Here is a 20,659-nt window from a genome sequence, read left to right as displayed (position 1 = left end):
TCCCACCCTTCGGGCGCACGAGGACCGCGAGATGCGTACCGCCGTCGTGATCGGCACCGGACTGATCGGCACCTCCGCAGCGTTGGCGCTCAGCGCCCGGGGGGTCGCGGTCCATCTGCGCGACGCCGACGAGGACGCGGCCCGGACGGCGGCGTCGCTCGGCGCGGGCACGGTCGAGCCTCCGGTGACCCCGGTGGACCTGGCGATCATCGCCGTCCCGCCCGCGCTCGTCGGCCGGGTCCTGGCCGCTGCCCAGGCGGAGGGGCTGGCCCGCCACTACACCGACGTGGCGTCGGTGAAGGAGGGCCCCCGCCAGGACGTCGTGGCGCTGGGCTGCGACACCGTCCACTACATCGGCAGCCACCCGATGGCCGGTGCCGAGCGCAACGGCCCGCTGGCGGCGCGGGCGGACCTGTTCGAGGGGCGGACCTGGGTGCTGACGCCCACTCAGGACACGGACACGGAGACCCTGAACGCGGCTCTGGAGCTGGTCGCCCTGTGCGGGGCGGTGCCGGTGGTGATGGACGCCGCGGCCCACGACCGGGCCGTCGCGCTCGTCTCGCACACGCCGCAGGTGATCGCGTCGCTGGTCGCGGCGCGGCTGACGGACGCCGAGGAGAGCGCGGTGCGGCTGGCCGGCCCCGGCATCCGCGACACCACGCGGATCGCGGCCTCGGACCCGCGGATGTGGGTCGACATCCTGAGCGCGAACGCGGCGGTGGTGGCCGGGATCCTGGAGGAGCTGGCCGCGGATCTGGGGACGGCGGTCGCGGGCCTGCGGGAGCTGGCGGCGGCGGACGAGGCCAAGCGGGAGTCCGGCGCGGGCGTCGTCGAGGACGTGCTGCGCCGGGGGAACGCGGGCCGGGCACGCATCCCGGGCAAGCACGGGGCTCCGCCCACGCGGTACGAGGTGGTCTCGGTCCTGATCGGGGACCAGCCGGGCGAGCTGGCCCGGCTGTTCGCGGACGCGGGCCGGGCGGGGATCAACATCGAGGATGTCGACATCGAGCACAGCACCGGCCAGCAGGCCGGTTTCGTCCGCCTCAGCGTGGCGCCGCGGGCGGCGCGGTCCCTCGAAGACGCCCTCCGGGCGAACGGCTGGAGCCTGCGGTAGAAGCCCCGCCAGGGGCGCGAGGATCCCCCACCCTTCGCGCTGGGGGCACCTCCCGCCCGAAGGGTGGGGGATCCTCGCGCCCCTGAGGGGCTCCGTGGCCGCTCGTTCCGCGGAGTCCTCGCGCTCCCCACCGGGCCGGTAACCTTAATGGGGGAATGCCCCGGACTGCCGCCGAGAACGAAGAGGAACCCTGTGGTGAACGCGGACGCGTACGCGCCTGTTGTCGTCGTGCTCGACGGGCCTGCGGGCACCGGTAAGTCCACCGTCTCCCGGGAGATCGCCGCGCGGCTGGGCCTGAGCTTCCTCGACACCGGCGCCATGTACCGGGCCATGACCTACTGGCTGCTCAGCAACGGCGTGGACGTCGACGACGCCGACGCGGTCGCCCTCGCCTCCGAGAAGCCGGTGATCGTTTCCGGCACGGACGCCTCCGGGCCGACCATCACCGTGGACGGGCAGGACGTCTCCGGGCCGATCCGGGGGCCCGAGGTGACCGCCGCGGTGTCCGCCGTCTCCGCCGTCCCCGAGGTGCGGGCCCGGCTCGTCGAGCTGCAGCGGGACTCCGCGGCCGCTGCGTCGCGCGGCATGGTCGCCGAGGGGCGGGACATGGGCACGGTCGTCTTCCCGAACGCCGACCTCAAGGTCTTCCTCACCGCCTCCGCCGAGACCCGGGCCAAGCGCCGCGCCGCCCAGTTGGGCATCAGCGAGCCGCACCAGGTCGCCGCGATCCTCGCGGACATCAACCGCCGCGACGCCGCCGACTCCGGGCGGGCCACCGCGCCGCTGCGCAAGGCGGACGACGCCGTCGAGGTGGACACCAGCGAGCTGACGCCGGAGCAGGTCGTCGTTCGCATCATCGAGTTGGCGCGTGAGCGCGCCGGCGCGCGGCTGCACTGAGCTGCACCGGCCGCCGCCACCCCACAGACTTTTGCTTTGACGCACCGATACCGGAAGTTGGCACGGGCACATGACCACTGAGAACGTCGGACACGGCGAGCTGGACGCGGCGGAGTACGCCGAGTTCATGGAGCTCGCCGCCGAAGAGGGCTTCGACCCGGACGAGGTCGGCGACCTCGGCGAGGCCGAGTCCGGGCCGCTGCCGGTGCTGGCCGTCGTCGGCCGACCCAACGTCGGCAAGTCGACGCTGGTGAACCGGATCATCGGCCGCCGTGAGGCGGTCGTCGAGGACCGGCCCGGCGTCACCCGGGACCGGGTGCAGTACGAGGCCGCCTGGAACGGGCGCCGCTTCAAGCTGGTGGACACCGGCGGGTGGGAGATCGACGCGCTCGGCCTGGACGGCCTGGTCGCCGCGCAGGCCGAGCTCGGCATCCGCAGCGCGGACGCCGTGCTGTTCGTCGTGGACGCCACCGTCGGGGCCACCGACACGGACGAGGCGCTGGTCAAGCTGATCCGCCGGTCCGGCAAGCCGGTCGTGCTGGCCGCCAACAAGGTGGACGGGCAGCAGGGCGAGGCGGACGCGGCGATGCTCTGGTCGCTCGGCCTCGGTGAGCCGTTCCCCGTCTCCGCGCTGCACGGGCGCGGCTCCGGCGATCTGCTGGACGCCGTGCTGGACAAGCTGCCCCAGGCGCCGAAGCAGACCTTCGACGGCGACCAGATCCTCGGCGGCCCGCGTCGCGTGGCGCTGATCGGCCGTCCGAACGTCGGCAAGTCCTCGCTGCTGAACAAGGTGGCCAAGGAGGACCGGGTCGTCGTCAACGAGCTGGCCGGCACCACGCGCGACCCGGTGGACGAGCTGATCACCCTCGGCGACAAGACCTGGAAGTTCATCGACACCGCCGGTATCCGCCGCCGGGTGCACCAGACCGCGGGCGCGGACTTCTACGCCTCGCTGCGCACCGCCGCCGCGCTGGAGAAGGCCGAGGTCGCCGTCGTCCTGGTCGACGCCAGCGAGACGCTGGCCGAGCAGGACACGCGGATCATCTCCATGGCCGTCGAGGCCGGCCGCGCCGTCGTGATCGCCTACAACAAGTGGGACAAGATCGACGAGGAGCGCCGCTACTACCTCGAGCGCGAGATCGAACAGGACCTGGTGCAGGTCCAGTGGGCGCCCCGGGTCAACGTCTCGGCGAAGACCGGCCGCCACATGGAGAAGCTGGTCCCCGCGATCGAGGCCGCGCTGGAGGGCTGGGAGACCCGCGTCCCCACCGCCCGCCTCAACGCCTTCCTCGGTGAGCTGGTCGCCGCCCACCCGCACCCGGTCCGCGGCGGCAAGCAGCCGCGCATCCTGTTCGGCACCCAGGCCGGCACCAAGCCGCCGCGGTTCGTGCTCTTCGCCTCCGGCTTCATCGAGGCCGGGTACCGGCGCTTCATCGAGCGCCGGCTGCGTGAGGAGTTCGGCTTCGTCGGCACGCCGATCTCCATCTCGGTGCGGGTGCGCGAGAAGCGCAACCAGCGCAAGAAGTGACGGCCTGCCAGCCCGGCCTGACGCAGGGTCAGCCCCCGTTCGCGGTACCGGTGTTGACGGTTCCGTGGGCGGGGGAGGTCCTCGCCGAGGCTGGGATCGGCCGGTCGTTCCGCAGCGCCTGCCACAGCTCGGAGTCCTGCGGCTGGGCCGGGTCCACCCGGCCGTAGTGCGCGGTGTCGTAGACGACCGGCATCATCACGGTCTGCAGGGTGCCGGCGTTGAGCCCCTTCATGCTGCGGACGAAGTCCAGCAGGCTGGTGAGCGAGCCCAGGTCGGAGTCGGTCGTGATGGCGCGGGTGGCGGCGTCGCCGATGCGGTAGAGCTTGACCGGGTCGGTGAGCGCGTCGCTCGCGCGCAGCTGGGTCAGCACCGAGAACAGGAACTGCTGCTGCATCTGGATCCGGCCGAGGTCGCTGCCGTCGCCCACGCTGTATCGGGTGCGCACGAAGGCGAGGGCCTGGGTGCCGTCGAGCTTGGAGGTCCCGGCGGGGATGTCCAGGTTGGTGTACTTGTCGTGGATCGCCTGCGGCACGGTGATGTCCACCCCGCCCATGGCGTCGACCAGGCCCTTGAAGCCGGAGAAGTCGATCTCCACATAGTGGTCCATGCGCAGGCCGGTCATCTTCTCCACGGCCTTGACCGTGCAGGGCGGGCCGCCCACGCTGAAGATCGAGTTGAACATGACCCCGTGGGCGGCCGGCAGCTGCCTGCCCTGCGGAGTGGTGCAGGCGGGCCGGTCCACCAGGGTGTCGCGGGGGATGCTGACCACGACGGCGCTGTTCCGGCCCTTGGGTATGTGCACCACCATGGCCGTGTCGGAGCGGGCGCCGATGTCCTCGTGCTGGCCGATGACGTCGCCGTTGAGCCCGGAACGGGAGTCGGAGCCCAGGACGAGGATGTCCTGCCCGCCGCTGGGGAGTTGGGCCGGGCGGTCCGGGCCCACGGCCTTGTCGATGTCGATGCTCTTCAGGTTCCCCTGCAGGTGGGTGTAGCCCCAGGCGGCCACGCCCCCCGTGACGGCGACCGCGACGGCGACGCCGATCAGGATCCCCCGCCGGATCTTCTGCCCCCGCGTGCGCGGCCTGCGCTCCCGCTTCGGGCCCTTCTCGCGTGCCATCCGGGCTCCCCTCCCGTGACGACTGGGCTGCGCCGGGCGACGGCGCAGCCCACATGCTGCCACACGGGTCTACGGAGCGTCAGCTCTCCTTGGGTGAGAGCCCGTTGCGGTCCAGCCAGGCCAGCTGGACGGGGGCCGAGGAGCCGTAGCCGCCGCCGTGGTCGGCGTAGCGCCAGACGCTGATCTCGGCCGGTCCGGCGTAGCGGTTGTAGGCCGCGTAGACGGTGGACGGGGGGCAGATCGGGTCCATCAGGCCGACGCTGAACAAGGCCGGTGCGCTGGCCCGGGTGGCGAAGTGGACGCCGTCGAAGTAGTCGAGCGTGGCGAAGGTCTGCTCCACCTTCTCCCGGCTGTGCCAGCGCAGGTACTTGGCCAGCTCGACGTAGGGGCCGGCGTCGCAGATGTCCGCGCCGCGACGGTAGTAGCACAGGAACGGGACGTCCGGCAGCGCGGCGGCGACCAGGTCCCCGGCCAGGCCGGCGACGGCCAGGCTGAGCCCGCCGCCCTGGCTGCCGCCGGAGACGACGACCCGGGCGGGGTCGATCTGCGGCAGGCTCCGGACCGCGTCCACGGCCCGGACGCAGTCGGTGATCAGGCGGCGGTAGTAGTGGTGGTGCGGGTCGTCGATGCCGCGGGTCATGAAGCCCTCGACCCACTGGGTGCCGGTGCCCTCGCCCCGGTCCGGGGTGTCCTGGCCCTGGCCGCGGCTGTCCACCACCAGGTGGGCGTAGCCCGCGGCCGGCGGCAGCAGGTGGTCGGTGGGCAGGCCGCGGCCGCCGCTGTAGCCGATGTACTTGACGATCACCGGCAGCGGATCGGTGGCGCCCTTGGGCAGCAGCAGCCAGGCGGCGACGGGTTCGCCGTTCCAGCCGGGGAAACGAACGTCGAACACGTCAACGGCCGTCAGGAACGTGTCCCTCACAGGGGTGAGCACGGGGTCGTTCGCGTGTGCGCGGGCCTCGGTGAGCGTACGGTCCCAGAAGGCGTCGAAGTCAGCGGGTTCCGGCACCTCGGGCCGGTAGTCGACGAGCTCGGCGTAGGGAAGGTCGGTCAGCGCCACAGGGGTCAGCTCCGGTCGGTCGTGGTGGATTCCGTCGGCATGAGGGGAGTCGTGAGGGGATGCCATTCGAGCACGAAGACCCCGTACGGGGGAAGGGGCAGCTGGTCGGCGGGTGTGCCGTCGAGGGTCCGTAGCGAACCGCCTTCGGCGAGGGAGGGCTTGACGGTCAGTTCGGTGCGGGTCTGGCTCACCAGGAAGACGAACTGGCGGCCGTCCTCGTGCACCAGTCGGTCCACGGCCACGCGCGGGTCGGCGACGCTGACCGGTCGGCGCACCCCGGCATGGGCGGCCAGGGCGTCGTAGAGGGTGCTGGTGTCCTCGGGGTTGACGTGCGGGGTCGCCGCGGCCATCTGTTCGATGGGATAGGTGCAGAGCACGACGCTGCCCTCGCCCACCCGGCGCAGCAGCAGGGCCGGTCGGCCGCGGGCGTCCTCGGCGAGCACTTCCGCGTCCGTGGGGACGACGGGGAGGAAGACGCGCCAGTTGGCGTCCCCGGCGGCACGGAAGCGGAGCACCGCGCCCTCGGCCAGGGTGCCGAAGGGCCGGGTCAGCGTGAACTCGACCTCCTCGTCCTCGATCGGGTTGACCAGGCCGTACTCCAACTGGTGCTGCACGCCGAACAGTTCGTCGAGGTGCGCGTACCAGGGACCGCGCTGCTCGTCGTGGCTGCCGGGGGAGTAGGAGACGTAGACGGTGGCCCCGGCGCGGGCACGCTCCTCCAGCTGGTACCAGGTGGGGGAGAGCAGCTGCTTGACCGAGGGGACCAGGTAGAGCCGGGCCCCTTCGGCGAGCCCCTCGCTCTCGCGGGTCAGCGCGGGCGGCGCGTCCGCGAGCCGGGCGGAGACCCATGCCTGCCGCAGCACGGTGTGCGCGGCGGCCCGGTCCTCGGCCCGGGTGAAGGGGTAGAGCGTGTCCAGGTAGGAGGTGACCACCAGCGCGGTGTCGGAGTCGGCGCGGCGGACGCGCGGAGCGTCGATCCGGTCCAGCAGCTCGCCGAACCGCCGCATCTCGAGAAGCTGGGGCTTGGCCCGGCCGTGACGGTCGGTCAGGCCGAAGTGCATCTCGAAGGCGTGGTGCAGGTAGGGCGGCTGGTGGGCCAGGTCGTCGTAGTCGGTGTTGTTCCAGGCGACCCAGCCGGTGGCGCCGGCCAGCAGGGAGTTGTGCAGGACCTGCCGGTAGTAGTGGGCGGCGTTGGCCCCGGAGACGAAGTCGCTGGAGACGCCGAACTCCTCCAGCACCACGGGCAGCCCGAAGGTGCTGCTGAGCTCGCAGGCCCAGGCGGCGGCGTGGTGCTGGCGGACCGGGTCGTCCTCCATGCGGTAGACGTGCGGGCCGAGGAAGTCGCAGACCTCGGCGCTGTGCCGGAGCCGGAAGCCGTTGTCGTGCCCGGAGTTCTCCAGGCCCCAGGCCCCGTCGCCGAGGCTGACGGGCTGGGTGGCCCCGGCGGCGCGGACGGCGTTGACCATGGCCTCGGACCAGGCGGAGACGGTCTCCGGAGTGGCGGTCTCCCGTGCGCCGTAGATCGGCATCTCGTTGGTGACCAGCCACGCGGCGACGGCGGGGTGATCCTTGAAACGACGGGTCATCTCCTTGGCGAACCAGGCCTGGCGGCCGACCATCCACACGTCCGTGTAGAGGTCGCGCCCGTTGCGCCAGACGGGGTCCCAGTTCTCGCCGGACATGTGCCCGACGATGAACGTGGGCACGGTCCGGAGCCCGTGGGCCTGGTGGCGGTCCAGGAAGTCGGCGTAGTGGGCGCAGAGTTCCTCGTCCACGCGGTCGGGGGCGGGCATGAAGTCGGGCCAGTAGAAGAAGGACCGGGTGAGGTTGAGCCCGTGGGCCTTGAGGACGGCCAACTCCTCGTCGACGACGTGGGGTTGGTACCCCCGCCACATGAGCGGGCCGCCGGCCCGGGACCAGAAGTTGGCCCCGAGCCATGAAGTGCCCGGCAGGCGGGGGGAGTTGCGGTGCATGGCGGATTCTCCTCGGAAGAGCGGGTGACGCGACGACCGGGACCGCTGCGGACGGTTCGGACCCGAGGTGGAGCCATGGAAGCACTGCACCGGTTTAGTGACAACCCCCTGTGCGGCCTTCGACGGAAATTCGATAAACCGGATTAGCCATGGAACCCCCCGGGGGCGCGGTGAACTGCGCGGGCAACACACCACTCGCGGAGGTCCGGCCTGCAATCAGGGTCGAACCTCCGCGCGTGGTGTGTTACTCGCGCAGTTCACCGCGCCCCTAAAGGGGCCCCGTGCTGCCGCGGGGGATGAGGAGGGGGGCGGGGTCCTGGAGGTCGCCGACGGGCGTGCCCGCGGCGAGCGCGCGAAGCTGGCGGGCGGCGTGCGCGCCGTACGCGGCGATGTCGCGGCTGAGCGCGGTCAGGGGCGGGTTGACCAGGCCGCAGAGCGCGGAGTCGTCCCAGGCGACGAGGGAGACGTCGCCCGGCACGGACAGGCCCAGGCTCTGCGTCGCCGTGAGACCGGACAGGGCCATGACGTCGTTGTCGTACACGATCGCCGTCGGGCGCGGGTCGCGGGAGAGCAGGGCGCGGGTCGCCTGCGCGCCGGCCTCGCCGCTGTAGTCGGCGGGCACCGTCACGTACTCCAGGCCCAGCTCCGCCGCGCCCGCCGCGAAGGCGTCGCCGCGGACGCGGGTGTGGTGCAGCTGCTCGGGCCCGCTGACGCGGCCGATGCGGCGGTGGCCGAGTCCGGTCAGGTGGGCCAGGACGGTCCGGGCCGCGGCGGCGTCGTCGTGCCAGATGGCGGGCAGGCCGCCGGCCGTCGCCGGGGAGCCGATGACCAGGGTCGGCATGCCGAGTTCGGTCAGCACCGGCACCCGGGGGTCGGGGTCGCGCATGTCGACCAGGAAAACTCCGTCCACCCGCCGGCGGGCCCACCACGACCGGTAGGTGGCCAGCTCGGCCTGCTGGTCCTCGGCCATGGTGAACAGCAACGGCGTTGCCGTGGTGGACAGTTCGGACTGGATGCCGGAGATCAGCTGCATGAAGTAGGGCTCCAGGCCCAGCGTGCTCGCCGGGCGGTCCACCACCAGGCCGAAGGCGTCCGCGCGGCCGTCCGACAGTGCCACCGCCGCGGCGCTCGGCTGCCAGCCGAGTTCGTCGGCGATCGCCAGGATGCGTCTGCGCGTCGGCTCGGACACGCCCGGGCGGCCGTTCAGGGCGAAGGACACCGCGGCCTTGGTCACCCCGGCGCGGGCTGCGATGTCCTGCATGGTGGGTCGCTTCACGGGGCTCCTTGTCCGGGATGGCCTGGGGATTTCACAAAACCGGTTCAGCAGTATCCGCGCGGGGTCCGCAGAAAATCAATACAGGGGCATTGACAGTCCGTCAGCACCGACCTACGTTTTCGGCGCCAGACCCTGTCGGCTCCGGCTGCCCGGTGTGCGGACCACCTGCGGCCGTCGAGCGACGCAGCTCTGCCCTGTCGTCAACCCGCCACGCCTCCAGGGGACTTCCATGCCCACGCTTGCCATGCCCATGCCTGCAACGCCCAGACGCCGCCGTCTGCTCGCCGCCGCCGCCGTCCTCGCCCTCTCCGGGGCCCTCGCCGCCTGCGGTGGGAGTGCCGGGTCCAAGGGCCCCTCCGCCTCGGTGCAGCAGGGTGTCCTGACCGTGGCCACCGGGGCCAACACCTTCACGGCCAACTTCAACCCCTTCTCGCCCAACCAGATGCAGGCCACCGACGGCCTCATCTACGAGCCGCTGTTCTTCTACAACACGATGAAGGCAGGCGACGTCCACCCCTGGCTGGGCACCAGCTTCAGCTGGGCCGATGGCGGCACCACCCTGCACATCAAGATCCGCTCCGGGGTGAAGTGGAGCGACGGGCAGCCGCTCACCCCCGACGACGTCGCGTTCAGCTTCCAGAACGCCATCGACAGCCAGGCGCTCAACGCCTACGGCCTGCCGCTGTCCTCCGTCGCCACCGAGGGCGGCGACGGCGTCGTGCTCAAGTTCAGCCAACCCGCCTACACCAAGGAGTACTTCGTCCTGGGCAAGACGCTGATCCTGCCCAGGCACGTCTGGTCCGCCATCCCCGTCGACCAGCGCACCACCACGCTCAACAGCAAGCCGGTGGGCACCGGGGCGTGGACCGTGAAGTCCGTGGCCACCAGCGTGCTCACGCTCGCGGCGCGCAAGGACTACTACTTCGCCGGCTATCCGAAGTTCAAGGAGATCCGCTACCTCGGTTTCAACGGCAACAACAGCATCGACGCCGCCATCAGTTCGGGGAAGACCGACTGGTCCGGCGGGTTCATCCCGGACATCCAGAAGAACTACCTGGCCAAGGACCCCAAGTTCACCCTGGTCAACATCCCGCTCGCGGTCACGTTCTTCGTCCCCAACGCGGCCCAGGGGCCGACCGCCGACCCCAACGTCCGCAAGGCGATCAGCGCGGCCGTGGACCGGGACTTCATGAGCAGGTCCGTCTACGACGGCCAGGCCCCCGCCACCAACCCCTCCGCCCTGCTGCTCCCCAACTACTCATCGATCCAGGACAGTTCCGTTCCCACCAGCTTCGAGACCGGCCAGGAAAAGGTGGACGCATACCTCAGGGCAAGCGGCTACACCCGCGGTTCCGACGGTTACTGGGCCAAGGACGGCAAGCGGCTCAGCATCACCGTGAAGACCGTCTCCGGCTGGACCGACTACCTGTCCATCGACCAACTGGCGCAGCAGCAGCTGAAGAAGGCCGGCATCGAGCTGAAGGTCACCGCCGAGGCGTACAACACCTGGGCGGCGGACCAGGCGTCGGGCAACTTCGAGATGCTGCTCAGCAACTACGGGTACACCCCCGACCCGCGCGCCTACTACGCGCAGATGCTGGACAGTCGGATCGCCAAGCCCATCGGCCAGCAGACCACCGGCGGCAACTACGGCCGCTACAAGTCCGCCGTCGTCGACGAGGCGCTGGACCGCATCGGCGCCACCACCGACGTCAACCAGCAGAAGACCTGGTTCGCGAAGATCCAGCAGCAGTTCGTCAAGGACATGCCGCTGATCCCGCTGATGGACGCCCAGAACGAGGCCGAGTTCAACGGCAACAACGTCAAGGGCTTCCCGACCGCGGACAACCCGTACGCCGCACCCTCCGTCTGGCTCTTCCCCGACGCCGGCTGGGTGGCCATGCGGCTCGAGCCCGTCACCGCCAAGTAGGCCCGCATGCGCTACCTGCTCCGCAAGCTGGGCTTCTACGCCGTCGCGGCCTGGCTCGCGCTGACCCTCAACTTCTTCCTGCCGCGGCTGATCCCGGGCGACCCCGTGGAGATCATCCTCTCCCGGCTGCAGCAACAGGGACCGGTCCCCGACGGCATGCACGACGCCGTGGCCCGGATGCTCGGGCTCGGCCACGGCAACCTGCTGGTCCAGTACTGGGACTACCTGGTCTCGGTCGCCCAGTTGAAGTTCGGACTGTCCATCAGCTACTTCCCGACGCCGGTCACCACGGTGCTGCGCGGCTGCATCCTGTGGACGGTGGTCCTGGTCGGCCTGGCCACCGTGATCAGCGTGGTGATCGGGCTCACCCTGGGCACCGTCGCCGGATGGAAGCGCGGCACCTGGCTCGACGGCCTGGTGCCCGCCACCACCTTCCTCACCGCCGTGCCGTACTTCTGGCTGGCCCTGCTGCTGCTCTACCTGTTCACCGAGGTGTGGCCGGTGTTCCCGCAGAACGGCGGCTACGACCCCAGCACCGAGATCGGCTTCAACGGGGCCTTCCTCACCTCGGCCCTCGGCCATGCCCTGCTGCCCGCGCTGACGATCGTGCTCAGCTCGGTCGGCGGCTGGCTGCTCGGCATGCGCAACATGATGGTCTCCACCCTGGCCGAGGACTACGTCGCCGCCGCCGAGGCCAAGGGCCTGCGTCCGCGCACCGTGATGCTGGGCTACGCCGCCCGCAACGCGGTGCTGCCCTCGGCCGCCGGCTTCGCCATCTCACTGGGCTTCGTGATCAGCGGCTCCCTGGTCATGGAGATCGTCTTCTCCTACCCCGGCATGGGCTACACCCTGCTCACCGCCGTCAACAACAACGACTACCCGCTGATGCAGGCCGTGTTCCTGGTGATCACGCTCGCCGTGCTCGCCGCCAACTTCCTGGTCGACCTGCTCTACGGCTTCGTCGACCCCCGGACAAGGCAGGCCCGATGACCGCAACCGCCGTCTCCACCCTCGCCCCGGTCCCTGCCGCCGGCACGCGCGGCCGCCTGCGCGGCGCGCTGCGCTCCCGGCGGCTGCGGCTCGGCCTCGGCGTGCTGCTGTTCTTCGCGCTGTTCGGCCTGATCGGTCCGCTCTTCGCCGGGGACCCTCAGGCCACCAGCACCGATCTGGGCCAAGGACCTTCCGCCGCACACTGGTTGGGCACCACCCAGATAGGCCAGGACGTGCTGGACCAGCTTGTCGTGTCCACCCGGGGCTCGCTGCTGATCGGCGTCGTGGCCGGGCTGGTCGCCACCGCCGTCTCCATCGTCATCGGCATCGGCGGCGGCTTCCTCGGCGGCTGGGCCGACGAGCTGCTGTCCCTGCTCAGCAATGTCTTCCTGGTGATACCCGGACTGCCGCTGGTCATCGTCGTCGCCTCCTACGCCAAGGGCGGCGGCCAGCCGGCCACCATCCTGATCATCGCGCTGACCAGCTGGGCGGCCTCGGCCCGGGTGCTCCGGGCGCAGACGCTCTCCCTGCGCAGCCGCGACTACGTGCTGGCGGCCCGGCTCTACGGGGAGAGCCGGACCAGGATCGTGCTGGTCGAGATCCTGCCCAACGAACTCGCCATCATCGTCTCGCAGTTCATCTTCGCGGTGATCTTCGCCATCCTCACCCAGGCCGGCCTGGCCTTCCTCGGCCTGGAGAACCCGCTCGACCTCACCTGGGGCAACATGCTGTATTTCGCGCAGAACGCGGAGGCGCTGTCAGGCGGCTCCTGGTGGTGGTTCGTGCCGCCGGGGCTGTGCATCGCCCTGGTCGGCGCCGCCCTGGCGCTGGTCAACTTCGGGCTCGACGAGGTGCTCAACCCCCGGCTGCGGAGGTCGTCATGAGCCCCACGGACGAGCGCGGGACGGTGCTGCGGGTCGAGGGCGTCAGCGTCGAGTACGCGGGGGAGCGGCCGACGCGGGCCGTCCGCGACGTCAGCCTGGAACTGCGGCGCGGCGAACTCCTCGGCATCGCGGGCGAGTCGGGCTGCGGCAAGTCAACGCTGGCCTACGCGGTGACCCGGATGCTCAAGCCCCCGGCCCGGCTCACCGCAGGCCGGGTGCTCTACCGGGACCGGGAAGGGAAGGAGACCGACCTGCTAGCGCTGGAGGGGGAGGAACTGCGCACCTTCCGCTGGAACAAGCTCTCCATGGTGTTCCAGAGCGCGATGAACGCCCTCAACCCGGTGACGAGCGTGGGGAAGCAGTTCCACGACATCTTCCGCGCCCACCGACCCGCGATGACCGCGCGGCAGCGGGCGGAGCGGTCCGCGGAGCTGCTGGAGATGGTCGGCATCGACCCGGCCCGGCTGCGCAGCTTCCCGCACGAGCTGTCCGGCGGCATGCGGCAGCGCGTAGTGATCGCGATGGCGCTGGCGCTGGACCCGGAGATCGTCGTCATGGACGAGCCGACCACGGCGCTGGACGTCGTGGTGCAGCGCGAGATCCTCGACGAGGTCGAACGGCTGCGGGAGCGGCTGGGATTCAGCGTCGTCTTCATCACGCACGACCTCGGGCTGCTGCTGGACGTCAGCGACCGGCTGGCGGTCATGTACGCCGGAGAGGTCGTCGAGTACGCCCCCGCGGCGGAACTGGCGGCGCGGCCCGCCCACCCCTACACGCAGGGCCTGCTGCGGTCCTTCCCCGACCTGCTCGGTCCGCGGCGCGAACTGCGCGGCATCCCCGGCTCCCCGCCGGACCTGCGGCTGCCGCTGGAGGGCTGCCCCTTCGTGGACCGCTGTGAGCACGCCTTCGAGCCGTGCCGGAGCACGCATCCGGTCCTGCGGGACGTGGGAGCCGGCCGCAGCGCGGCCTGCCATCTGGAGGGAGCTGTCGTCGGTGAGCACTGAACCCGCCCTCGAGGTACGGAACCTGACGGTCGACTACCCCGGCCGCGGCGGCCGCCCGTTCCGCGCGGTGGACGCGCTGTCGCTGTCGCTGCGGGCGGGGGACACGCTCGCCCTGGTCGGCGAGAGCGGCAGCGGCAAGTCCACGGTCGTGCGCGCCCTCTCGCGGCTGGTCAGGCACACGGCAGGCTCGGTGCGGCTGGAGGGGAGGGAGAAGGTCTCCGGGGAGGAGTACCGACGAGCGGTCCAGATGGTCTTCCAGGACCCCTTCGCCTCGCTCAACCCCGCGCACACCGTGGACCACCACCTACGCCGTCCGCTGCTCGCGACGCACCGCGCCCGCAGGGGCGGGGAGGCGGACGCGGCGGTGGCGCAGCTGCTGGAGTCGGTGAACCTGGTCCCGGCCGGGGACGTGGCCCGCAAGCGCCCCCACGAACTGTCCGGCGGCCAGCGGCAGCGGGTCGCCATCGCGCGGGCGCTGGCGACCGAGCCGCGGGTGCTTCTGGCGGACGAGCCCGTGTCGATGCTGGACGTCTCGATCCGGCTGGAGATCCTGAACCTGCTCGACCGGGCCCGCCGGCAGCGGCAGTTGGCCCTGCTCTACGTCACGCACGACCTGGCCACGGCGCGGCACTTCTCGGACGAGGTGATGGTGATGTACCGCGGGCGTGTCGTGGAACACGGCCCCAGCGACGACGTGATCCTGACGCCGCGTCACCCCTACACGCAGCTGCTGGCCGCGGCGGCGCGCGGACGCTCGGGCGGGGCGGTCGCACCTTCCACGGCGCGGGGGGCGCAGCCGCCCCGGGATGAGGGCTGCGCCTTCCGTGGGCGCTGTCCCCTGGCAACGGCCGCGTGCGCCAGGCCCGTTCGGGTGCAGCAGGTCGGCCCGGGACACACGGTGCGCTGCGTTCAGGTGGCGAACGCCCGATAGGCGCGCCCTGAGGGGCGGGAGGTGCCCCCAGCGCGAGGAACGCACCACTCGCGGAGGTTCGTCCCGCAGATGAGGTCGGACCTCCCCGGTGGTGTGTTGCTCGCGCTGGGGCACCTCCCGCCTAAGGGTGGGGGATCCTCGCGCCCCTCAGGGCGCCCCAGCCGTGAGGGACAGGTACGAGGAGACGACTCGGTGGCGGCCGCCGCTCGGAGCGGAGAAGCCGCGGAACTGGAGGTTCTCCTCGCCCGCCCGGTCGCCGGGCAGCGTGCGGAACAGGCGCCGGAACTCCTCGTACAGCGCGTCGTAGATCGGCGTCCCCTCCGCCCGCGGGGGCGCCGCCGCCTGAGGCGTGAGCACCTGGGTGGGTTGGTAGCCGGACGCGGCGGGCTGGGGCACGCGGACCCAGTCGGCCTCCCGGCGGGGCGGGGGGAAGTAGTCGAAGGTCACGTACTGTCCAACGATTCAGCGTCCGCACGGATGCGGGTGCTCGCGGTCAGGTCCCCGCGAGCGGCATGACCGCGCCGGTCAGCACGCCGGCCCGGGCCGCCTGGTCCAGGGCGAGGCGGAGCAGGTCCTCGCGCGGCTGGCGGCCGATGCTGCCCGCCGGGGCCGCCAGCACCAGGACCTCGGAGTGCTGCCGCGCCGCCGAGCGCCAGGCGTCGGTGACCTGGAGCGGGGAGTGCGCCCGCCACCAGGCGGCCGGGCTGCCGCCGGGGACCGGCTGCAGGATGGCGTGCAGCTGGCCCATGGCCATCAGCACCGACCAGCCGGGCAGCGTGGCCGGGGGCACGTCCACGTCCGTGACCATGGCGAAGCCGTGGTCACCCAGCAGCTCCAGGAACGCGTCCTCGCCGACGAGCATCCCGGGACGGCCGACCGGCCCGGTGGGCTCGATCACCACCGCGGCCCGGGGCTGGCCGGCCCAGCGGCCCTGCTGGCACAGCACCAGGCCGCAGGTCACGCCCAGCACCGCCGGCTGGGCGGTGTCCGGCGCCGGAGCGGGCGGCGGCACGGTCGGGTAGGGCTGCTCGAACGCCGGTGCGCCGGTGGCGACTCCGGCCATCGCGCCCTGCAACTGCTCCTCCGCCACGGGCACCACCTGCGAGGGGATGCAGCGGCTGTGGGCGAAGGCGAGGACCGCGGTCTCCTCGCCGACGAAGAGGACGGTCGCTGTCGGGTCCACGGTGATGTCGCCCGGGGCCCGGCATGACGTGCAGTCGTAACGGTGGGGAGCCGAGTCTCCCTGCACCAGCCGGTCCGCCTCGTCGTCACCGATCTCGGCGCGGACCTCGTCGCTGACGTCGATCATGCACTGCACTCGAAGCTCCTTGGTCTCACAGGTCGCAGTAAGTCGCGTCATGACAAACGGGCCGGATGTGCTCGGGGTCACGGTTCCGGGCCATGTGTTCACGGCGAGCGCACAGTTCGAGTGACCGCGGGCGGTCGGCCGGTGACGGTGCGTCGAACTGTGCGGCAGCTCACATGCCGTCAACTGTGGTCCGTTTCACGGAATTCGGGGCGAAATCCGGGAACTCGGAGCTCACCGGGCGGGCAAAACGGACATCCTGCCGTGTTCCCGAGGCGGCGTACTGGCGGTAACGCCCGTGCGAACTGCGCGAATTCGCGGGGGTTTGGGACTGGCACGGCCCTTGCCTACGTTCGAACCCGGCGCAACGAGCGCCACCCGGGTTCACCCGCCTCTGCGCGGTCCGTGGTCGTCCACGGGCCGTGCCCGCCGACTGCACCTCCCCGAGCGGAGGAAGACAGGCAGGCGGCGAGTGGCGGGAGACCCCGGACGTGCCGGTCCGCCCGAAGTGCGGCCGACCGTCCGGAAGCGAGGCCGCGGAGTCCGGACCGCCGGCGCACCTGAGGAGTGCGCGGGGCGGCCGTCCGCGGGAGACCTGCCCGGGGCTGTCGAGAGGGATCTCATGAACTTCCGTCCGTCGAAGACCCGCGTCCGCATCGCCGCCGTGACCGGCGCCGTGGTCGCCGCCCCCGTGATCGCCGGCCTGGCCACCGCGACCTCCGCCAGCGCCGCCTCCGTCTCCACCTGGGACAGGGTCGCCCAGTGCGAGTCGGGCGGTAACTGGTCCATCAACACGGGCAACGGCTTCTACGGTGGCCTGCAGTTCACCAAGAGCACCTGGCTGGCCTACGGCGGCGGCGCCTACGCGTCCAGCGCGAACCTGGCCACCAAGGGCCAGCAGATCGCCGTGGCCGAGAAGGTGCTGGCCTCCCAGGGCCCCGGCGCCTGGCCGGTCTGCTCGGTGAAGGCCGGCCTCACCCGGGGCGGCGCGGCGGCCAACGTGTCCACCGCTTCCAGCAGCACCACCGCGCACAAGAGCACGTCGTCCGGCTACCAGCAGAGCTCCACGAAGACGAGCACCGGCTCGAGCAGCCAGGGCACGACGAAGAAGTCGGTCGGCAACGGCGCTGCGAGCAGCGCCAAGGGCGGCTACACCGTGAAGTCCGGCGACACGCTGAGCAAGATCGCCGCCAAGTACGGCGAGAGCTGGAAGGCGCTGTACGCCAAGAACAAGGCCGTCATCGGCGGCAACCCGAACCTGATCTTCCCGGGTCAGCACCTGAACGTCTGACGCACAGTCACGTCGCCGTTCTCCCAGACTCGCAGCGCGGTTCCCTTCTCGACGGGGGTGCCGCGCTGCGGCGTTCGGGTGGTCCTGTGCGTGTCGCGGGGGTGAGCGCAGGCGATTCGTCGGATTGTCTGACCTAGCGTCAGATGGCATGGGCATAGCCAGGAAAGTCATCGTCGCCGGTGCGGCGCTGCTCGTGTGCGCGGCACCGCGGCTGGCGGCTGACGCCGTCTCGACATCGGTGTGGGACCGGCTCGCCATGTGCGAGAGCTCGGGCCGGTGGCACGTGAATACCGGGAACGGGTACTACGGGGGCCTCCAGATCAGCGTCGAGACGTGGCGCGAGGCGGGCGGTCTGCGCTACGCGAAACGGCCCGACCTGGCCACCAGGGGCGAGCAGATCGCGGTGGCGGAGAAGATCCTGTCGTGGCAGGGCTGGAGCGCGTGGCCGTCCTGCTCCCGCCAGTTGGGCCTCACCGGCCGCCCGACCCCGACTCCCACGCCACGCCCCACCCCGTCGGGGAAGCCGACGCCCACGCCGACCGTGACCCGGACGCCGAGGCCCCCTGCCACACCGACGCCGCGGCCGACAGGCAGGCCGACGAGCGGGCCGACGAGCAGGCCTTCGGCGGGACCGAGTACGTCGGCGAAGCCGACAAGCGCGGCCCCGACGGCGGTGCCCACGGCCAAGCCTCCGGTGAGGCCGACGGGCAGGCCCTCGGCCACGGCGAGTACCTCGGCGAAGCCGACGGCCGCGCCTCCGACGGTACGGCCGACCGGGCCGCCGACGGCGGTGCCGTCGGCCAAGCCGAGCGCGTCGGCGAAGCCGGCCGCGACCCCCACGGTGCGACCCACGAGCATGCCCTCGGGGAGGCCGACCGTGACTGCTGGGCCCGGCACGTCGCCCTCGGCGAAGCCGACCGCGCGGCCCACGAGGACCTCCACCCCGCAGCCCGGGCCGACAGCCGGGACGCCGAGCCCCCGGCCCACGGGGCCGACGCCCGGGCCGACCTCGGTGCCGGCCAGCTACGTGGTGCAGTCCGGGGACACGCTGTCGAAGATCGCCGCGCGCTTCCATCTCCCCGGCGGCTGGACCGCCTTGTACCAGCGCAACCGCCAGGTCGTCGGGCGTGATCCGGACCGCCTGCGGCTCGGTACCGTGCTGCGGCTGCGCTGAGGCTCAGGGGAGCGGCAGCGTGCCCGGCTCGCCCGCGGCCGCGAGGTTCCCCCGGTGCAGCACGTAGACGAGGTCCGCGGCGAGGCCCGGCGGAAGCGTCTGCTCCGCCACGACCACCGTCCGGCCCGCCGCGACCGCGTCCGCCATCGCCGCTCGGGCCCGGGCCAGCGGTTCCTCCGCGAGGCCGAGACCGGGCTCGTCCAGGAGCAGCAGCCGCGACGGGCCGGTCAGCGCGCAGCCGAGTGCCAGCATCCGCTGCTCCCCGCCCGACAGCGTCCCGGCGATGCGGCCGCGCAGCGGCACGAGCTCCGGGAAGAGGCTTGACGCACCGTCAGGACTGCCGAGCAGCCGCAGGTTCTCCGCGACGTCGAGGTCGGGGAAGACCGCGCGGGTCGCCGGCAGCAGGGTGAGGCCGAGTTCGGTGGCGCGCCGGTACGCGGGCATCCGGGTCACGACGCGGGGCGTGTCGCCGCCCCCGTACCACTCGACGTGTCCGCCGTGCAGCCGCACCGATCCCGCGAGCGCGCCCAGCGCGCTGCTGCGGCCGCTGCCGTTGGGGCCGAGCAGGACCGTCAGAGCGCCTCTGGCGATCGGCAGGTCCAGCGCGTGCAGGGCCTCCAGCGGGCCGTAGCGGACCCTGGCGGCGCGCAGGGCGATCTCAAGCGCCATGGGCGGCCACCGGTGCGGCCGGCGTGAGGAGTTGACCGTTCGTCATGAGGCAGACGCGGTCGGCGATCCGGTCGACCAGGTCGCGGTCGTGCTCGACGAGGAGGAGCGCCAGCCCGTCGTCCGCGAGGTGGCGGAGCAGGGCGGTCAGCCGCTCCGTCTCGGCGCGGTCGAGCCCGGCGGCGGGCTCGTCCAGCAGCAGGACCGCGGGCGCGGCGGCGAGGGCACGCCCCAGCTCGACCAGGCGCAGGGTCCCGGTGGGCAGGTCCGTGGCGGGGTGGTCGCGCAGGTGGGTGAGCCCCAGGGTGCGCAGCGCCTGGTCGGTGGCGGCGACGGGATCGGCGACGCGTCGGCGTCCGGCCTGTTCGGCGCCGAGGCGGATGTTGTCGCCGACGGTGAGGCCGGGGAAGACCGCGATCTGCTGGAAGCCGCGGAGCAGCCCGAGGCGGGCGCGGCGGTGGGCGGGGAGGGTGGTGACGTCACGTCCGGAGAGGAGGACGCGTCCGGCGTCCGGGGTGGCGGCCCCGCTGAGGCAGTCGAACAGGGTGCTCTTGCCGGCGCCGTTGGCCCCGACGAGCCCGGTGACCGCGCCGGGCGGAACGCTCAGGCTGACCCCGGCGACGGCGACCACGCCGCCGAACCGCCGGACGACGCCTTCGGCGACGAGCGGGGCCCGCCGCGGCTGCCCCTTCACCCCCGGCCGTACGCGTCCCGGCCTCCCCGTCGGCTGCGCCGCCCCGGCGGGCGGCCCCGGCGTCGACGGAGCGCCGCCCCCGGGTGCGCTCGCTTCCCCGGCAGGGAGGGCAGGCGGGGCGCCGGGCGGCTGCGCCGCGTCGGCGGGCAGGTTGGGCCCCCGTCCTGTGGGACCGGCCGTGGGGGTCTCGGGCCCCCTCGCAGCCCCGGCGGGAAGGACGGTCTCGCCGGGCGGAGTGCCCGGCGGCTGCGCCGGCGTGCGTGGCGGTGTGGATGCGCCGGAGGCGGCACCCGGCACCGTGGACTGCGGCTGGGCGCCGGGCGGTTCGGACGCGGATGAGTCCTGCCCACCGGGGGTCGCCGTCCGCCGGCTGTCTGGCTGGTGCGCCGCCCTCCGCTCGCGCGTGGCCGGCGATGGGGGAGTGTGCCCGGGGGCATGGCCCGGCGGGGTGCCTGGCCGCTGCGTCCGCGGGGGTGTGGATGTGGTGTGCGGCGTGGGTGCGCCCGGCGCACGGGGCGTCGCCGTCCGTGGGATGTCTGGCTGGTNCTGGGCGCCGGGCGGTTCGGACGCGGATGAGTCCTGCCCACCGGGGGTCGCCGTCCGCCGGCTGTCTGGCTGGTGCGCCGCCCTCCGCTCGCGCGTGGCCGGCGATGGGGGAGTGTGCCCGGGGGCATGGCCCGGCGGGGTGCCTGGCCGCCGTGACGTCGGGGGTGCGGGCGCGGTGCGCCGCGCGGGTGTGCCCCCTGCCGGGGACGGACGGCCGCCGCCCCTGCGGGCGAGGCCGCCCGACGGGGCGGGGGAGAGGATCCGAGGGGGGGTCAGTG

General features: G+C 72.5%; 19 protein-coding genes and 1 pseudogene. 11 read left to right on the top strand and 9 right to left on the bottom strand.

Annotated features, from left to right (window positions below):
* Positions 1-31: 31 nt before the first annotated feature.
* From ACFP3V_RS09175 to der, 3 genes are all read left to right on the top strand, one after another.
* Positions 32-1,114: a prephenate dehydrogenase gene (locus ACFP3V_RS09175; RefSeq protein WP_380581770.1), complete on the top strand. Its 1,083-nt coding sequence runs from the start codon at positions 32-34 to the stop codon at positions 1,112-1,114.
* A 195-nt stretch (positions 1,115-1,309) separates the two neighbouring features.
* The gene (cmk, locus tag ACFP3V_RS09170) at positions 1,310-2,011 is read left to right on the top strand and encodes a (d)CMP kinase (RefSeq protein WP_380581768.1); all 702 of its coding nucleotides are present in this window, start codon (positions 1,310-1,312) and stop codon (positions 2,009-2,011) included.
* Between the two features lie 70 nt (positions 2,012-2,081).
* On the top strand, positions 2,082-3,539 hold the full coding sequence (gene der / locus ACFP3V_RS09165; protein ID WP_380581766.1) for a ribosome biogenesis GTPase Der: 1,458 nt from the start codon (positions 2,082-2,084) through the stop codon (positions 3,537-3,539).
* 28 nt (positions 3,540-3,567) lie between these two features.
* Here the strand turns inward: der and ACFP3V_RS09160 are convergent, their stop codons facing one another.
* The 4 genes from ACFP3V_RS09160 to ACFP3V_RS09145 form a co-directional block, all read right to left on the bottom strand.
* A complete protein-coding gene (locus ACFP3V_RS09160; RefSeq protein WP_380581764.1) occupies positions 3,568-4,656 on the bottom strand; it encodes an LCP family protein in 1,089 nt (362 codons plus the stop codon).
* Between the two features lie 79 nt (positions 4,657-4,735).
* On the bottom strand, positions 4,736-5,716 hold the full coding sequence (locus ACFP3V_RS09155; protein ID WP_380581762.1) for an acetylxylan esterase: 981 nt from the start codon (positions 5,714-5,716) through the stop codon (positions 4,736-4,738).
* 5 nt (positions 5,717-5,721) lie between these two features.
* Positions 5,722-7,689, bottom strand: a complete 1,968-nt coding sequence (locus ACFP3V_RS09150; protein WP_380581759.1) for a cellulase family glycosylhydrolase — start codon at positions 7,687-7,689, stop codon at positions 5,722-5,724.
* A gap of 268 nt (positions 7,690-7,957) precedes the next feature.
* The gene (locus ACFP3V_RS09145) at positions 7,958-8,965 is read right to left on the bottom strand and encodes a LacI family DNA-binding transcriptional regulator (RefSeq protein ID WP_380581757.1); all 1,008 of its coding nucleotides are present in this window, start codon (positions 8,963-8,965) and stop codon (positions 7,958-7,960) included.
* A gap of 250 nt (positions 8,966-9,215) precedes the next feature.
* Here ACFP3V_RS09145 and ACFP3V_RS09140 point away from each other — a divergent pair, with 250 nt between their 5' ends.
* Genes ACFP3V_RS09140 through ACFP3V_RS09120 form a run of 5 tightly spaced genes read left to right on the top strand, consistent with a single transcriptional unit; the run spans position 9,216 to position 14,704 of the window.
* The gene (locus ACFP3V_RS09140) at positions 9,216-10,895 is read left to right on the top strand and encodes an ABC transporter substrate-binding protein (RefSeq protein WP_380581755.1); all 1,680 of its coding nucleotides are present in this window, start codon (positions 9,216-9,218) and stop codon (positions 10,893-10,895) included.
* Between the two features lie 6 nt (positions 10,896-10,901).
* Positions 10,902-11,885, top strand: a complete 984-nt coding sequence (locus ACFP3V_RS09135) for an ABC transporter permease (RefSeq protein WP_380581753.1) — start codon at positions 10,902-10,904, stop codon at positions 11,883-11,885.
* Positions 11,882-12,769 carry an ABC transporter permease gene (locus tag ACFP3V_RS09130; RefSeq protein ID WP_380581751.1) on the top strand — a complete coding sequence of 296 codons (888 nt, stop codon included), beginning with the start codon at positions 11,882-11,884 and terminating at the stop codon, positions 12,767-12,769. The genes ACFP3V_RS09135 and ACFP3V_RS09130 overlap by 4 nt, the downstream gene beginning before the upstream one ends.
* Positions 12,766-13,773, top strand: a complete 1,008-nt coding sequence (locus ACFP3V_RS09125) for an ABC transporter ATP-binding protein (RefSeq protein WP_380581748.1) — start codon at positions 12,766-12,768, stop codon at positions 13,771-13,773. Before ACFP3V_RS09130 ends, ACFP3V_RS09125 begins: the two co-directional genes overlap by 4 nt.
* Positions 13,763-14,704: an ABC transporter ATP-binding protein gene (locus ACFP3V_RS09120; protein WP_380581746.1), complete on the top strand. Its 942-nt coding sequence runs from the start codon at positions 13,763-13,765 to the stop codon at positions 14,702-14,704. The genes ACFP3V_RS09125 and ACFP3V_RS09120 overlap by 11 nt, the downstream gene beginning before the upstream one ends.
* Positions 14,705-14,851: 147 nt before the next feature.
* Here ACFP3V_RS09120 and ACFP3V_RS09115 read toward each other — a convergent pair whose 3' ends face one another.
* A complete protein-coding gene (locus ACFP3V_RS09115; RefSeq protein WP_380581744.1) occupies positions 14,852-15,151 on the bottom strand; it encodes a hypothetical protein in 300 nt (99 codons plus the stop codon).
* Between the two features lie 46 nt (positions 15,152-15,197).
* On the bottom strand, positions 15,198-16,013 hold the full coding sequence (locus ACFP3V_RS09110; RefSeq protein WP_380581742.1) for a hypothetical protein: 816 nt from the start codon (positions 16,011-16,013) through the stop codon (positions 15,198-15,200).
* 619 nt (positions 16,014-16,632) lie between these two features.
* Between ACFP3V_RS09110 and ACFP3V_RS09105 the strand changes: the two genes are divergently transcribed.
* Positions 16,633-17,301, top strand: coding sequence for a transglycosylase family protein (locus tag ACFP3V_RS09105; RefSeq protein ID WP_380581740.1), 669 nt, complete (start codon positions 16,633-16,635; stop codon positions 17,299-17,301).
* A 148-nt stretch (positions 17,302-17,449) separates the two neighbouring features.
* Positions 17,450-17,695, top strand: a pseudogene (locus tag ACFP3V_RS09100) (transglycosylase family protein); the annotation flags it as partial.
* Here ACFP3V_RS09100 and ACFP3V_RS09095 read toward each other — a convergent pair.
* Positions 17,659-18,231, bottom strand: a complete 573-nt coding sequence (locus ACFP3V_RS09095) for a hypothetical protein (RefSeq protein ID WP_380581824.1) — start codon at positions 18,229-18,231, stop codon at positions 17,659-17,661. The pseudogene ACFP3V_RS09100 and the gene ACFP3V_RS09095 overlap by 37 nt on opposite strands.
* Before the next feature lie 97 nt (positions 18,232-18,328).
* On the opposite strand from ACFP3V_RS09095, the gene ACFP3V_RS09090 reads away from it, so the two are divergent.
* Entirely contained in the window at positions 18,329-18,475 is a 147-nt protein-coding gene (locus ACFP3V_RS09090) for a LysM peptidoglycan-binding domain-containing protein (protein ID WP_380581814.1), read from the top strand.
* A 3-nt stretch (positions 18,476-18,478) separates the two neighbouring features.
* Here the strand turns inward: ACFP3V_RS09090 and ACFP3V_RS09085 are convergent, their stop codons facing one another.
* Together ACFP3V_RS09085 and ACFP3V_RS09080 are read right to left on the bottom strand one after the other, a co-directional pair.
* A complete protein-coding gene (locus tag ACFP3V_RS09085; protein ID WP_380581738.1) occupies positions 18,479-19,144 on the bottom strand; it encodes an ATP-binding cassette domain-containing protein in 666 nt (221 codons plus the stop codon).
* Positions 19,134-19,835: an ATP-binding cassette domain-containing protein gene (locus tag ACFP3V_RS09080; RefSeq protein WP_380581736.1), complete on the bottom strand. Its 702-nt coding sequence runs from the start codon at positions 19,833-19,835 to the stop codon at positions 19,134-19,136. Before ACFP3V_RS09080 ends, ACFP3V_RS09085 begins: the two co-directional genes overlap by 11 nt.
* Positions 19,836-20,659: the final 824 nt, after the last annotated feature.

It is taken from the genome of Streptacidiphilus monticola (assembly GCF_042658505.1).
Taxonomy (GTDB): Bacteria; Actinomycetota; Actinomycetes; order Streptomycetales; family Streptomycetaceae; genus Streptacidiphilus; species Streptacidiphilus monticola.
The sequence above is the reverse complement of the archived record's forward strand: the minus strand, read 5'-3'. Positions and strand labels throughout refer to the sequence as shown.

Coding starts and splice junctions, on each gene's coding strand:
- ACFP3V_RS09125 (WP_380581748.1), top strand. CDS start 12,766: ATGAGCCCCACGGACGAGCGCGGGACGGTGCTGCGGGTCGAGGGCGTC.
- ACFP3V_RS09160 (WP_380581764.1), bottom strand. CDS start 4,656: ATGGCACGCGAGAAGGGCCCGAAGCGGGAGCGCAGGCCGCGCACGCGG.
- ACFP3V_RS09085 (WP_380581738.1), bottom strand. CDS start 19,144: ATGGCGCTTGAGATCGCCCTGCGCGCCGCCAGGGTCCGCTACGGCCCG.
- der (WP_380581766.1), top strand. CDS start 2,082: ATGACCACTGAGAACGTCGGACACGGCGAGCTGGACGCGGCGGAGTAC.
- ACFP3V_RS09150 (WP_380581759.1), bottom strand. CDS start 7,689: ATGCACCGCAACTCCCCCCGCCTGCCGGGCACTTCATGGCTCGGGGCC.
- ACFP3V_RS09110 (WP_380581742.1), bottom strand. CDS start 16,013: ATGATCGACGTCAGCGACGAGGTCCGCGCCGAGATCGGTGACGACGAG.
- ACFP3V_RS09140 (WP_380581755.1), top strand. CDS start 9,216: ATGCCTGCAACGCCCAGACGCCGCCGTCTGCTCGCCGCCGCCGCCGTC.
- ACFP3V_RS09105 (WP_380581740.1), top strand. CDS start 16,633: ATGAACTTCCGTCCGTCGAAGACCCGCGTCCGCATCGCCGCCGTGACC.
- ACFP3V_RS09175 (WP_380581770.1), top strand. CDS start 32: ATGCGTACCGCCGTCGTGATCGGCACCGGACTGATCGGCACCTCCGCA.
- ACFP3V_RS09135 (WP_380581753.1), top strand. CDS start 10,902: ATGCGCTACCTGCTCCGCAAGCTGGGCTTCTACGCCGTCGCGGCCTGG.
- ACFP3V_RS09130 (WP_380581751.1), top strand. CDS start 11,882: ATGACCGCAACCGCCGTCTCCACCCTCGCCCCGGTCCCTGCCGCCGGC.